11 protein-coding genes and 2 pseudogenes are annotated in these 14987 nt (G+C 41.9%); 3 read left to right on the plus strand and 10 right to left on the minus strand.

All coding sequences use genetic code 11. The features are described 5' to 3' along the window. Position 1: 1 nt before the first annotated feature. The 7 genes and pseudogenes from ACRWSG_RS22905 to ACRWSG_RS22935 all read right to left on the minus strand — a co-directional run bounded on the left by ACRWSG_RS22905 (position 2) and on the right by ACRWSG_RS22935 (position 9123). Positions 2-1087, minus strand: a complete 1086-nt coding sequence (locus ACRWSG_RS22905; RefSeq protein ID WP_036973855.1) for a M24 family metallopeptidase — start codon at positions 1085-1087, stop codon at positions 2-4. Beyond that, entirely contained in the window at positions 1084-2130 is a 1047-nt protein-coding gene (locus ACRWSG_RS22910; protein ID WP_462167661.1) for a proline racemase family protein, read from the minus strand. Before ACRWSG_RS22910 ends, ACRWSG_RS22905 begins: the two co-directional genes overlap by 4 nt. A 164-nt stretch (positions 2131-2294) precedes the next feature. Beyond that, positions 2295-5288: a TonB-dependent receptor gene (locus ACRWSG_RS22915; RefSeq protein WP_462167662.1), complete on the minus strand. Its 2994-nt coding sequence runs from the start codon at positions 5286-5288 to the stop codon at positions 2295-2297. A 313-nt stretch (positions 5289-5601) separates the two neighbouring features. Beyond that, a complete protein-coding gene (locus tag ACRWSG_RS22920; protein WP_055022350.1) occupies positions 5602-6273 on the minus strand; it encodes a GntR family transcriptional regulator in 672 nt (223 codons plus the stop codon). A 120-nt stretch (positions 6274-6393) separates the two neighbouring features. Then, positions 6394-7889 (minus strand): annotated as a pseudogene (locus ACRWSG_RS22925) (aldehyde dehydrogenase (NADP(+))). A gap of 13 nt (positions 7890-7902) precedes the next feature. After that, positions 7903-8904, minus strand: coding sequence for a 4-hydroxyproline epimerase (locus tag ACRWSG_RS22930; protein WP_010557844.1), 1002 nt, complete (start codon positions 8902-8904; stop codon positions 7903-7905). A 3-nt stretch (positions 8905-8907) separates the two neighbouring features. Next, entirely contained in the window at positions 8908-9123 is a 216-nt protein-coding gene (locus ACRWSG_RS22935) for a hypothetical protein (protein WP_036973850.1), read from the minus strand. A gap of 267 nt (positions 9124-9390) precedes the next feature. On the opposite strand from ACRWSG_RS22935, the gene ACRWSG_RS22940 reads away from it, so the two are divergent. Both ACRWSG_RS22940 and ACRWSG_RS22945 read left to right on the plus strand, forming a co-directional pair. Continuing rightward, positions 9391-10638: an NAD(P)/FAD-dependent oxidoreductase gene (locus tag ACRWSG_RS22940; protein WP_036973849.1), complete on the plus strand. Its 1248-nt coding sequence runs from the start codon at positions 9391-9393 to the stop codon at positions 10636-10638. Between the two features lie 42 nt (positions 10639-10680). Next, positions 10681-11895, plus strand: coding sequence for a M24 family metallopeptidase (locus ACRWSG_RS22945; protein WP_036973848.1), 1215 nt, complete (start codon positions 10681-10683; stop codon positions 11893-11895). Between the two features lie 111 nt (positions 11896-12006). Here ACRWSG_RS22945 and tnpA read toward each other — a convergent pair whose 3' ends face one another. After that, the gene (gene tnpA / locus ACRWSG_RS22950; protein WP_462167663.1) at positions 12007-12462 is read right to left on the minus strand and encodes an IS200/IS605 family transposase; all 456 of its coding nucleotides are present in this window, start codon (positions 12460-12462) and stop codon (positions 12007-12009) included. A gap of 77 nt (positions 12463-12539) precedes the next feature. Between tnpA and ACRWSG_RS22955 the strand changes: the two genes are divergently transcribed. Beyond that, positions 12540-13919, plus strand: coding sequence for an RNA-guided endonuclease InsQ/TnpB family protein (locus tag ACRWSG_RS22955; RefSeq protein ID WP_287151878.1), 1380 nt, complete (start codon positions 12540-12542; stop codon positions 13917-13919). 61 nt (positions 13920-13980) lie between these two features. On the opposite strand, the pseudogene ACRWSG_RS22960 reads toward ACRWSG_RS22955, so the two are convergent. Both ACRWSG_RS22960 and ACRWSG_RS22965 read right to left on the minus strand, forming a co-directional pair. Next, a pseudogene (locus tag ACRWSG_RS22960) lies at positions 13981-14727 on the minus strand (dihydrodipicolinate synthase family protein); the annotation flags it as partial. Positions 14728-14762: 35 nt separating this feature from the next. Further along, positions 14763-14951 (minus strand): hypothetical protein, encoded by a 189-nt coding sequence (locus tag ACRWSG_RS22965; protein ID WP_462167664.1) that lies wholly within the window; start codon positions 14949-14951, stop codon positions 14763-14765. Between the last annotated feature and the right edge of the window lie 36 nt (positions 14952-14987).

Raw genomic sequence — 14987 nt, forward strand, 5'->3', positions numbered from 1 at the left:
CCTACCCCTCCAATTCGAACAGCTTAGGGGCGTGGGTTAATACTTCATAACCATTTTGAGTTATTAAAATATCGTCTTCTATTCGCACACCACCAAAATTCGGAATGTAAATACCAGGTTCAATCGTGATCACATTACCTGCCTCTAATACATGGCGGCAATTTTTATTAATAAAGGGCAACTCATGTAAAAACAAGCCAACTCCATGGCCCAACCCTTGCCCTGCCCATTTACCAAAACCAGAGTCATCGAGTACTTGCTGTGAGATGTTTTGTAAGTCTAGACAGTCAACACCTGCTTTGAGTAGGTTGATCGCTGCTTGCTGAGCATTACTTACGCTTTGATAGATTGCTGATTGTTTCTTTGAAGCTTTACCAAGTACATAACTGCGAGTCATATCAGAGCGGTAACCATTGACCACTGCGCCAAAATCAAGAGTAATAAAATCACCTTTAGATAGAGTACGTTCACTCGGGCTGCCATGAGGCAGTGCACAACGCTCTCCAAACATTAAAATAGTGGCAAACGACATTCCTTCAGAGCCTAGTTTTTGCATTCTGAATTCAAGTTCCAGCGCTAGGTCTCGCTCTGTTACACCTTCTTTAAAATAGGGTAATGTTTGTCTAAGCGCTTCGTCAGCAATGGCCGCAGCCGCTTTTATTTGCTCGACTTCCCAATCATTTTTAACCATGCGTAAACGTTCAACCATACCGGTAACTTGTGTAACTGTATGACTAGTTAACTCACTTGCCACTTGCTGCCAAAGTGCAACATCAATAAAAGCGGCATCAAAACCTAATTGACTATTAGTCGTTAAAAAACGATTTATGCACTGACCTAATGTTTCACTATCACGATCACGGCTGACAACCTCAAAGCCAATAGACTCTTCTTGAGCTCGGCCAAAATAGCGATAATCGGTTATTAGTACACTTTCCTCCGCAGTTATTAACGCGTAAGCAGCATTACCGCTAAAGCCACTTAAGTAACGAATATTTTCATGGCCTAATACGAGTAGTGCTGTTAACCCATTTTTTTTTAATGCCTGCTTTAGTAATTGTTGGCGAGAGGTAAATTGATTTTTCATCGAAATATAAATCCTTGCTTTAGGGGATTATTTGGATCAATTAAAAAAGTATGTTTGCCAGTGACAAAGGCTTCACCGCTCACTCTAGGTATTACTGCATGGGTATCAGCTAACATGCGTTGCGCTTTTAGCTCAACTGAAAATATAGAGCCTAAAATACTCTCTATTTTTATTTGCTGTCCTAATTTAAGCCTGCCTTTTGCAAACTCTAATGCAGCTCTGGCACTCACGCCGGTACCAGTAGGGCTGCGATCTAATTCGCCCTCAGCAAAAATGCAGACATGACGACTAAATACAGAATGACTTTTTTGTGAATTTGAATAGAAAATCACCCCATATAAAAAGCTTAATGCATCATCGGTCGGGTGTTTTGGTTGGTAGTGGCTATTAACATGCTGCTTAATGATTTTTCCTAAGCTAATAATTTGTTCATGATCGTTGGGCGCCAAACTTACATCCAAAGTATCAGCATCTACAAAAGCATAATAAGCGCCGCCATAAGCAATATCGCAATTGACGGTACCAAACAGAGGTATCTCTATTGGCATATCAAGTTTTTCTGCATAACTTGCAACATTATCAAAACAAACACTTATTAGTTGGTTATTTCGAAGAGTAATATACGCCTTGATAAGCCCTGCAGGTGTATCTATACGTAACTCATTAACGCCTTCAATAAAGTTGCAAATGCTGCTATCTTTAGCTGCTGTGGCAAGCGCAATGATAGCGTGACCACACATTGTGCTATAGCCTTCATTATGTAAAAACAGTACGCCAAAATGGCTATCTTTACGTTCAGGTTTTGTGATCAACGCGCCGTACATATCAGCATGACCTCGGGGTTCGAACATCAGTGCTTTACGTAGGTGATCGAATCTTGTTAGGCAATCAGCTCGCTTTTCAATCATGGTTTGCCCTTGTAGTTCAGCAAACCCATCAATGATTATGCGTAAAGGTTCACCGCCGGTATGCATATCAAGAGTATCCACTTGCAGCCAACCATCTTTAGGCTGTTGCCAATGAGAATATAAACTGTTCGTCATAGTTAACCTTAAAATTTATACGAAAAATGCCAAGCAGTTTCCTGCTCAGCATTAAGGCTGTATGGCTCATATGAGCATGTGCTTAAACATCAAAACAACAAACTAAATTACCCTAAGATAAATAGCTTAGTCCGCTGTTTTCAAACAGCTGTTTCACTAGGGAGTTAAAACTCTATACGTGCAACTAAAGACACATAACGCGCGCCTTGACGCCCTGTCACGAGTCCATAGTCTGGATTCAGTTCTAAGCCATTATCACCGTACTGCGCACGCTCTTCATTGATTGACATAGCACTATCACCATCAAATAAGTTATAGACGGTGCCTTTTAAAGTCATATCGGTACCAAAAAAGTCCGTGTTATAAGTCAATGACATATCGACATTCGTTAACCAAGGTAGGTTTCCTTTGCTACCACGAGGAGCTGGATTACCATTTTCATCGTAATGTGATGCTTGATCATAGTATTGGCTAATACACGCATCCCAAGGATTCCCCTCTGCACAGCTATCTACGCCCGCTGGATGAACTGAAAAGTAACTTTTAGGACGACCTGATGTAGTACGGGCAACAAGACCAATGGTCAGAGCTTCTGTGATGTTGTATGCACCACTGAATTTAAATGCATGGCGGTGGTCGTTAGGTAAGTTACCGTAGCCGTGATCCATCAAATCGCCATAGTCATAAGAGGTTGTCCAGCCTGGATCAGCTTGGTCGTTATCCGTTTTCACAAGCCCTTCGGTGTTACCATAACTATGTGACCAGGTATATGAGGTATTAATACGTAAATCATCCGTCACATTGCCGTCTAAGGTAAACTCAAGTGCTAAGTACTTTCGCTTCGCCTCTGGTAAAGCAAGTTCATCAGCACTTAAATTAACCTCATCAATCTGCCCATCACCGTCAAAATCATATGACATTTGAATAGCTTCACCTGGGTTATTAAGCACATAATAAGAGCCTTGACCCACGTTATCGGTAATACCCATTTCTGCCAGCTTTTTAGCTAATACCGGGCCGACATCAGTGTCTTCAACACTGCGTCCAAGATCACGATAAATAGCGCGTACACCCGCTGACATAGTATCGAACACTTCTTGCTGGTAGCCGATAGTAAATTCATCACTGTACATTGGTTTTAATGAAGATGAAGCAATTAACCCTGGTTCAGTAATACCACGCTGGCGCCAACGCCTATCTCGTAGCATGTCCCCTCTGCTTGGCGAACCATCAGTCATTAAACTTGGTGCACCGTTTGCGTCTAGTTCATCTAACTCAAAGTACTCAAACCATTCAATCGAAGCAGATCCTTGGGTAATATTCATGTTCGCAGAGACTGGTTGGAAATAACGCCCATATGTAGCAAAGATCTTAGCACTGCCATCACCCGACACATCATAAATAGCTTGCAAACGCGGTGCTATTTGATTGTCAATATCAACGAAGGCACGACCATCTGATACCGTGTTTTCAAACTGGCTATAGCGTAGCCCCATGTTAAGCACTAAACTATCGGTTGCTTGCCATGAATCATTAATATAAAAAGCGAGTGAAGTTGTATCTGAATCGACTTCGCGACTTCGAACTCGTCTTTCTATAAAGTCACTCCCCAAAGAAGCACCAGATACATCATTTTCACCGGCAGTTTTAACTGTCCACCATCCCTCAGCATCACCAATACCGTTTTGACCTTCAAAGTAATCAACTTTTACATTAGTGTAATCAATACCAAACTGGATTGAATGCATGTCTAGATCCCAATTGAAATCAATCCTTGCTTGGTCGCGCGTAAACTCTTGTTCAGTCACAGACGAGTTTGTATGTTGACTCAAAGTGACAAAGCCATCACGTTCATCCCAAACACCTGGCTTTGGTGATGCAACCACATTTTCAACGTTTTCAGTCACTCGCCCAACAACTGCTGAAACAGAAAAAGTATCAGTTAGGTAGCCATTATAATTTAAGCTATATACTTTACCGCCATCTTCCCCTGGTGCATCCACACCTTGTTGCTCACCAATCACATTCTCTTGCCAGCTGTATGCAAAGGTTTTATCGGTCCAAGTGCGCTTGTTGTTCATCGCTGAAAAACCCACTGAGTGATCTTCATTTATAAACCAATCTACTTTTGTGAACCAGCGGTCTTCATCACGTTCAAAATCTGAATAAGTCGTTTGGCCAGCGCCAGTAGACTCTTCACGGCGTGGTGCAAACAAACCATAAAAGAACAATGTATCTTCGATAATTGCACCACTGGCCCAGAGCTGAAGTTCTTTAAAATCGTAACTGCTTTGCTGTGTATTTGTACTAATAGTGCCATTTTCTTGATAAATAGAGTCGTGCTGGCTACGTAAACTATCAGGATCCCAGCGTACTTCTGCACCGAAGTTAAAGTCATTATCACCAGACTTAGACACCGCATTAACAATACCGCCAAGTGCTCCACCAAATTCAGGACTAACACCACCCGTTTTCACTTGCGTTTGTGAAATAGCTTCCCATGGCAAGCGAATTGAGCCTAAACCTGAACGAATACTGGTTACGTTTAAGCCATTAAAGTAATAACCATTTTCAGCTGCTGATGAACCACCAAAGCTTGAAGCACCATTAAAACTTGCGCCGCCCGGTGCCGCTGTGCCTGGAGCTAACAAAGCAATACTTTCAAAGCCTGTATTAACTGGCATTGCTTTTAATTCAGCATCACTGAATGTTAGACCTGAAGTAGACGAGGCCATATCAACACGGCGAATGGCGGATCCCGTAACGGCAATACGCTCAATATCGCTACCTGCTTTGTATAATTGCGCGTCTAGAATAATTGATTGGCCAATAGTTACGGCTACATTTTCTTCAACTAATGGCTCAAAACCTTCTTTACTAATGGTTACATCATAAGTGCCCACTGGCACATTGCGCAGTAAATAGTCACCATCATTATTACTGGTAATGGTATACACTAAGCCTTTACTTTTATGTTTTAAAGTTATTGTAGCCCCTGTTAAATCGTTGCCAGCTTGTGCCACTACATGACCTTTAACAATGCTGCTACCATCAACTGCTTTTACTGTAGGAGTCATTATTAATGCAGCCGTCACAGCCGTTGCTAACAGCGATTTAATGCCTATTCCCCGAGTTTGCTTTTTATTATTTGTAAACATGTGAATGTTCCCTTGTTCCTGTTGGTTATATTGCCTATTTAACTTAGACGACAAAAAATATACACCTATTACATATTGTATACAATATTAAATATACACCTAATTCGTATTCATCTTTAAGCAACTGATCTTATTAATGAAAAATTCTTATGAACTTTCGACCCAACAGAAAGGATCTATTTATGGTGCTAATGGGAATAATAAAAAGGGGGGGAAGGCATCACTTCTGTATTATTGCTGCTGGAAAGCTAAAGCGATGCCTAAAGTTATAAATTAGGGTTTAATAGCCGGTACTAGTTGCTAGGTATATTTTTTAATTACTTTTTTCACTTTCTAATTTTATCAGTAATTGTTTTATATCGTTTTTAGCTTTAACAATATGATTTTTTAGAAATTCACAGGCATTTTGACAGTCTTTTTTTCTGCATAACTCGAGTAAAGTACGGTGCTCTTCAGGAGCTTTTGTTAAACCGCCTGCCAATAAAATATGCATACGTACATAGCGCTCTGAGTTTTTGCTGTACATATCAACCAACTCACGGGTTTGTGGTCGCGCGGCGCGGCTGTATAATTTAGCATGAAACTGGCTGTTTAAATCGCCAGTGGCAAGGTGGGTATCGCCGGCATCCATGGCTCTTTCAAGCTCAGTTAAAATAAGCTCGGCTTCAATAAAGTCTTGATCAGTTAAGCTTTGTATTGAATGTTTTAATAGCTCGGCTTCAAGAAGTGCTCTGAGGTCAAAAATTTCGTCAATTTGCGACGCCGAAAGCTGTGTGGCAGTGGCTCCTTTATGAGCTTCAAAGTAAACCAGCCCTTCGGCTTCAAGTTGTAGCAAAGCTTCACGCACCGGAATTCGACTCACGTTTAGCTCTGTGGCTAATGCAGCTTGGCGTAGCGGATCACCCGCTTTTATTTCACCTGAAAGAATTTTTTCACGAATAGCTTCTGCTACAAGCTGAGTTCGAGTTTTATGTTCTATGGCCATAGTAATTTCTATAAATTGCATTTGATATACATTATACCTATAAAAACACGCATGCCAAGTTAGAATCCTTCACAATAAAGAGATAGCGGGAAATGCAATTTCCACTCCCGCTACAATTAACTAAGACTGATAGCAAATTGGTCGCAAAAATCTCAACATTGCATTTAACCCAACGGAAGTGCTACGTACATCTGTGGAGCTTGGAAATGGTCCACCATGGTTCATTGAGCCACATACTTCTACGCCGGTTGGCATTTGATTGTGTATTAAACGCCCTACTTTGTATTTCAGCTCTTCTATAACGTGTTCAGCTTTAGCTAAATCATCAGCGCTGTCATGCACACTTGCCGTAAGCTGCCCTTCAAGCGCTGCTACTAGTAAACTTAACTGCTCCATGCTTTCATAGCGAACCAATAAAGCGGCTGGGCCAAATACTTCTTCACGTAATGCAGGGGTTGCTAAATAGGTATCAACATTACAGGCAAATACATGGGCATTACCATGAAAGTCTTCTGTAAGTGCGCCTTTTGCAATAAGCTCTACGTTTTCGAGCTCACTGCGCTGGCTAACTTGCTTTTTAAAGGTCTTCACAATACCTGGGGTTAATAAAGTATCTGAGGCGGCTGCACTAATGCAGTTGGCTACCTCGGCTTCTAATTCATCACAGCCCGTTGGTACCAGCCATAAGCCAGGACTGGTACAAAATTGGCCATTACCCATTAGCATTGATTGGCATAGCGCTTCAGCCATAGCTTTACCTTCATTTTGAGCTTTTTTTGGTAAAACTATTTGTGGATTTATACTGCCGAGCTCGCCATAAAACGGAATAGGCTCTGAACGCTTGGCAATTGTTTCTTGTAGTAAACGTGCGACATTAAATGACCCCGTAAAACCAACAGCTTTAATAGCTGGCGCCGCGACTAATTGATGCGAAATATCGTAAACATCACTTTGCAGCACTGAAAATACACCTAGCGGCATATCACATTCTTTAATCGCAGCAAGCGCTGCACGAGCCATTAGCTCCCCTGTGCCTGGATGCGCAGTATGATTTTTAACAACCACTGGGCAGCCTGCTGCAAGTGCGGCGGCGGTATCCCCCCCAGTGTTGAAAATGCATACGGAAAATTAGACGCACCAAATACAGCTACAGGCCCAAGCGGTAAGTAATTAAGCTCTGTACGAGGTTTAGGTAGTGGCGAGCGATTACTATCAGCTTCATCAATCAGCTTTAAACCTAGTGGTGAATCTGGGTTTTCACGCAGTGCACTGGCAAATGCTTTTAACTGATTAACCGTGCGCATTCGCTCACCTTGTAAGCGTGCCATAGGTAAATTGGTTTCTTGCGCTGTTTGCGTTAGTAAATCATCGCCAAGTGCTAAAATTTGCTCTGCAATACACTCTAAAAAATCTGCACGCTGACTAAAACTCGTTTTTCTGTACTCGATAAAAGCATTATCAGCAGCATCAACTGCCGTATTTAACTGAGTACTCGTTACATTAAAGTAGCGTGTCGATAATGGTTGATTTTTAGCCGGTGAAAAGGCTTGAAATTCACCTTGCTCAGCGCGACCTTGCCATTGTCCGGCAATTAGGCTTTGTCCTGTTAATGTCATGCTTTTCTCCTCGTTAAATTACTTGAAACCCATAGGCATATGGGTCGTCGTCATCTACTGTAATGGTGCTCGTTCCGGTTACCCGAGACCAGCCACGAATGCTAGGTAAAATAGCAGTTTGACCTGCCACTTCAGACACCTGCTCTATACAGCCAATAAACTGGCTGCCAATATAACTTTCATGAATAAATGCATCGCCTTGCTGCAATAAGCCTTTACTAAACAACTGAGCCATGCGGGCGCTAGTGCCTGTTCCGCATGGTGAGCGGTCAATGGCTTTATCTCCATAAAAAACCGCATTAGCCGCATCTGAGTTGGAATTTTTGGGTGAGCCAGTCCATAACACATGGCTAGCACCTTGAACGGTAGAGTCGAGCGGATGGATACATTGTATTTTGGTATTAATAGCATCACGCACTAATGGGCTGTATTTGAGTAATTGCCCTGCACTAAAATGTTCAATACCTTTAAAGTTGCCCTGTGGTTCAACAATAATATAAAAGTTACCACCAAAGGCGATATCAACCTTTAATTCGCCCAACTCTGGAATATTGATACATATAGACTGATGCGCTAAATAAGCAGGCACATTGTAAATTTTAACCCACTGCACTTTACCACCAGTCATTTCATAATTGACCTGAACTCGTCCTGCTGGCGTATCCAGTTTTAAAGTACCGGGGGTTTTAGCATGTAGCAAACCATGCTCTAAGGCGAAGGTAACAATACCCATTGTACCGTGACCACACATAGGTAAGCAGCCGGAAGTTTCTACAAATAAAATGGCTGCATCACCATCTTCGCTAGTAGGTGGGTATAAAAAACCGCCCGACATCATATCGTGACCTCTGGGCTCAAACATGAGCGCTTGACGGATCCAGTCATGGTTAGCTAAAAAGTCCTGGCGCTTTTCGCTCATGGTATTTCCCTGTAACAGGGGGTGGCCACTTGTTATAAGCCGCACAGGGTTACCGCAAGTATGGCCATCTATACAAAAAAATGTTCCTTTGCGCATCACTTAATCCAATTTAGGTTTATTTACATCAACACAATACGCTTTCGCAGTATCGTTAAGCGTTGATGAAGAAGTTTTTTCATTTACAACCAGTAGTTTAAAATCTGCTATAGCTTTTACTATAGCGCTGCCAACTAGTTGCCATGTAGAGTTAACTAACTCATCACTATTAAACTGAGCGGCTATTGCTGGGTTTACACCATGCCAATTGGTTTTCATTTGCCTATTCCGAACTGAATTTATGCTTGATATGATAAGTATATTGTATACAATAATCAATATCCTATTTTAATATTAAATTTATAGGTACACACCCTTAAAAGATTACAAATAACTAATTACACATAACTAATTGAAATTTATAACTAAAAATGAGTTAGAAAGAGCTTGTAGAGCTTTTTCTTACTACTTGTCAGTAAATACAATATCGATTTATTTTTTAAAAAACGTATAGCGTTTTACTTTTATCATCAGGGGAAGGTAATTTTGACCAATACAAGAACTCAAAGAGTCGCCGTGATCGGTGCCGGTGTAATTGGTATTTGCACAGCTTTACAGTTACAACAAGCTGGCTTTGCAGTGACGCTATACGATGAAAATGGCCTAGCGCAAGGCTGTTCAAAAGGTAATGCTGGGCACTTTGCCACCGAACAGGTATTTCCTCTAGCGCAGGTAGCATTATTAAAAAAATTACCTGCTATGCTTTTTAACCCATTAGGACCATTGCGCATTGATTGGCGCTATGCAATAAAAGCTCTCCCTTGGTTTTGGCAGTTTATTAAAAATATGCCTACTGCCAGATTTATTGCACATACACACGCTCTCAAAGCCTTAAATGAACATGCAATTCATGCTTATGAAAGATTATTAGCAAACTATCAACTGGGCCACCTGCTTACTAAACAAGGGAGTTTACTTACCTTTGAAAAAACCCCATTGGTTGATGTGCAGCGCACCTTGGCTATGTATCAAGCGCAAGGAATTAAAGTAAAGCTACTTGATACAAAGCAAGTACATGCTCTAGAGCCCAGTTTATCCGACAAAATAAAACACGCTTTATTATTTGAAGACGTTGCTCATAGTATTGAACCACATTTATTTTGTATCCAATTAGCGCAAAAGTTCAGTTTATTAAAAGGGCAATTTCGTCAACAGAAAGTAGTTGCTATCACGCCTAAAAGTGAAGGTTTTATGGTGAGTGATGAACAAGATAGTCTCAATTTCGATAAAGTCGTGATCGCAGCGGGTGCTTGGAGTGCCTCTCTCATCGAGCCGCTTGGATACACAGCACCTTTAGATACCGAGCGTGGTTACCACTGTATGGTTAATATTAACCATGGCCTAACACGGCCCGTAGCTTCCGCTGAACGGAGTCTTATCATGACCCCGATGAGTCAAGGGTTAAGAGTGGCAGGCACAGTGGAGTTTGCGGGTATAAATAGAAAGGCTAATAATAAACGTGCATTAGCTTTACTGCCCCATGCACAAGCGTTATTAGCTAGCCAGCCTCTTAGTGCCAAGACTACATGGATGGGCTGTAGGCCATCATTGCCTGACTCATTACCTATAATAGGCCAAGCCCCCAATCACAATAACCTGTACTTTGCCTTTGGTCATCAGCATTTAGGGTTGACACAAGGAGCCATAACTTCCGAGTTAATTACAGATTTGTGTCTCAATAAAGCCCCCTCCATAAATTTAGAGCCATATTCTATAAACCGGTTTATGCGCTAATTCTTTAAAAATTATAATTAAACAAATACATAGGAGAACCTAATGATGACCAAAGGTATTGGTACTCAAACGAAAGAACAAGCACTTGCTAGTCTTTCCAATATGACTCGCGATTTAATTCCCATTCAAGCTGATGAGCATCTAGCCCGTATTGCCCGTGCTCAAGAGTATATGCAAGCCAATAATATTGATGCAATTTACTTAAATGCAGGGACTAACCTTACTTACTTTACGGGTATGCGCTGGTACGCAAGTGAGCGCATGGTCGGTGCTATTTTACCCGCGAAGGGCGAAGTACAATATATAGCCCCTGATTTTGAAATTGGCTCTCTCAATGGCTTTAAAGTTATAGAAGGCCCAATTCGCGGCTGGCTTGAACACGAAAGTCCTTATGCATTATTTGTCAAAGTGCTCACCGAAATGGGCATTGCTGAGAACGGCACTGTAGGGATTGACGAAAGCGCGCAGTTTTTCATTTTCGATGGCATAAATAAAGCGCAAACAGGCTTAAACCTCGTTAATGCACAGCCTGTTACAGCTCATTGCCGCATGCATAAGTCAGCCAATGAACTAATGCTAATACAGCGTGCGATGGATATGACCTTAAAAGTTCATCAGGCCACAGCCAGCATGCTATATGAGGGTATAAGCACAACTGAGGTAGAAGAATTTATTAAACAAGCGCACAAAAAAGTTGGCGCGCCTGGTAACTACTTTTGCATCGTTTTGTTTGGCCTCGCGACATCATTTCCTCATGGTGTCAAAGAGCCACAAATTCTTAAAAAAGGAGATATGGTTTTAATTGATACTGGCTGTAAAGTACACGACTACTTATCAGATATAACTCGCACTTACGTATTTGGTGAAGCTACAGACCGCCAACGCCAATTTTGGAATTATGAAAAAGCCGCACAAATGGCCGCTTTTGATGCAGCTCAAACAGGTCAAAGTTGTGAGAGTGTCGACAACGCTGCCCGCTCTTACTTAGCAGAGCAAGGCCTTGGCCCTGAGTATCAAACACCTGGCTGCCCACACCGTACCGGTCATGGTATAGGCTTAGACATCCATGAATGGCCTTACCTAGTCGGCGGCGATAAAACACCTCTAGCCGCAGGTATGTGCTTTAGTAATGAGCCAATGCTAGTTGTACCTGGTGAATTTGGTGTGCGTTTAGAGGATCACTTTTATATTACTGAAAATGGTCCAAAGTGGTTCACTGAACCCGCTCATAGCCTCGAAAACCCATTTGGGTTATAAGATAAATATACTCATTGCTGCACGGCGAATACTTACCGTGCAGCTAATTAGTACTTGAACATTAGGCTTGCGCAATCTCACCCTTTCAAGGGCGAGTCAAGCAAGAGGTAACTAGTCTTTTTTCTGACTTAAAGCGCGTGAAGTTTTTACGGCTCTTTCACTTGGCGGTGTGTTTTGATTTTCAATGTACTGCTTAATTACATCCAAACTCGCGCCGCCGCATGACACGACACAATAACTAGGCGACCAAAAGTGATTTCCCCAAAGCATCGTCTTAATCCGATTCCAATACTCACGCCTTAGTATATATGACGACTTCCCTTTTAATTTGCCAACCAAATTCGATACAGCAACTTTGGGGTGAATAGACACCATTAAGTGAACGTGGTCATGTTCTCCACCAAACTCTAAGAGCTCGCAATCCATTTGCTTACAGGTTTCCTCCATTATCTCTTTGGTTCTATCTAACATCTCTTTAGTGAAAACGTCTCTTCGGTATTTTGTAACAAATACTAGATGAGCATTATTTTTAAATAGGCAGTTTCTGCCTGTTCTCCATTCGTACATTTTACTTATAGACTAGATTGACAATTTAACGCTAAGTGTAATAATAGTTACCGCAATTGACAACCGACGGAAAGAGCATGCTAACTGGCATTAAGCTACGTGCTAACCCAACATCATATCAAAAACTGGTTTTAAGCCAGTGGATGGGTTGCGCACGCAGTATTTGGAATGCCAAAGTTGACGAAGAAAAGTATTACCGCACCTTTGCACGTAAATACTACCCAACGGGCACTTATGCCCCAATTGACCAGAAAACATCACAATTCAAGTCGAAGGAGTTAACCCCTTGGCTATCTCGATGCCCTAGTCAGATTATCCGAAACAGTGCGGTTAACTGGTATCAGACTTACCAAAAATTCATGAAAGGCGTGTGTGGGCGACCTAAGCGCAAACCTAAAACTGACCGAGGTAGCATCTATCTTACTCGTGAGGTGTTCAGCTTCGAACGTTGCGAAGATGGAAACTTACGACTATTTATCGGCACGAAGACTAATAATATTGGTTACTTATCCTTTAAAGCGCATGGCAAGTTCGAGAGCCCAAACTCGCTATATGTGCGCAAAGAGCGTGGTCAATATTATGTATCTTTCTGTTATGAAGACGGCAATAGCGAAGAAGAACTTCCTAGCAATGCTGAACATTTGGAATTCTTGCAGGGTTCAACCAAAAAATATCTGGAAGAACATACTATTGGTGTAGATCGTGGCGTGGCAATTCCTGTTCACGCAGGCTCTATAACGTTCGATTTCTGCGAAAACCAGAAATCGAACATGACCAAAGCTGACCGCTATATCAAGCGACTTCAACGCAAGTTATCACGCCAGAAAAAAGGCTCTAGCCGAAGAAACAAAACCAAACATCGCATTGCTACGCACCATGCTAAAAAGGCGAAGATTCGAAACGATTTTGCACATAAAACAAGTCGTTCGTTAATCGAAAGCAAGGCTAAGGTTATAGTGTTCGAGGCTTTACGAACCTCAAGCATGACGCGAAAGCCAAAGGCGAAGCAGGATGAACAAGGTCGGTATGTGTCAAACAAAGCCAAACAAAAGGCTGGGCTAAACAAGTCTATTTTAAACGTTGGCTGGCACATCATAGAGATTTACACCAAATACAAGGCCTACCAAGCAGGAAAAGCCGTCTTCAAAATACCCGCCCCGCATACCAGTCAGGAGTGCGCTGAATGCGATCACACTCACCCCGACAACCGTAAATCACAAGAGCTATTTGTGTGCGGTAACTGTGGCAATACTGACAATGCAGATAACAATGCATCAAAGGTCATAAAGAAACGGGCAATTAACCTAATATTAGACACTGGAACGGTGTTGTCTGGCGATGGAGTTCTAATAACTCAGGCAGATAGTGGACGTGGAGGCAATCGTAAGACTAGCCGAGTCAAAAGCTCGACTAGCGGTGTCCAACGAAGCGTCAAAAAAGAAAGGTTAGTAGCTTAGGCTATTATCTTGGAAGCTCGATGCCTTTAGGCGCGAGTAGTTCACAGAACTAGACAACGAATTAGCCTAACAAGTCCAAAGCTTTAAGCCTCTCTCGTGCTATAAGGTATCTTGCACGAACGTCATCAATTTGCTGTTGAGTTAATTTATTACCGAAAGTACGAAGTCCACCATCCTTATCGTCATGATGAATTCCAAATGCGCACTTAAGGTACTCCATAAGTAGCGGTTGAGCATCCAAGTAAGAGATGGAATTCATAGCCTGAGAAATTTTGTTAGCCTCAGCCCATTCCCCTTTATTTACATACTCCTGCATCGTCACACTCGCTTTTGGAAAGATACAACCTACACCTGTGATCCCGCCACATGCTCCTGCTAGTCCGGCATGCACAGTGACAGTGTCTACACCTGCCAAAATTTTTGCATCTTTGTTTTCTAGCATTATCGTCTCAATGATTGAAACATCTGACGTCGATATTTTTAACGCAGTTACTTCAGGAAGCGCAGCAAGTTTTTTAAGAAGCTCGGTTGAGAGCGCATGGTAGCCAGCTGCATCTGGGTTGTTATAAGGCATAATTGTAATGCCAGCCTCTTTAGCGGCTGTTGCACAAAGCGCATAATATGCATACATATCTTCATCACTAGGTGCTTCTTTGGTTTTTGGTGGCATAACCATGACAGTATCTACGCCAACAGATGCAAGTTGCTTTACAATTTCAGCTATTTCTTCTTTCGTTTCTGCCGCAGCACCACTGATCAGTGGCACACCGTATTCTTTTGCAACATCAGAAAGAGCTTCAAGTAAAGAAAGACGCTGATCAACACTTAGATAACTATTTTCACCTAATGTGCCTGAGCCAACAAGCCCCCCATTCTACTACCGCCTTTCCCTTGTACTTTTAAAATTTCTGCAGCGTATTTCTTTGTTGTATCAAAGTCTATTTCAAATGATCCAGATTCAGACTCTTTTAGCCATGTGAATACGGCCGGCATAACTGAAAAGCGCCAATCTGTGTTCGTTGTTTTCATCATATTTCCTGTGCTTAAAGGTAACTCCTATAAATATTA

It is taken from the genome of Pseudoalteromonas sp. GB43, from assembly GCF_054923805.1.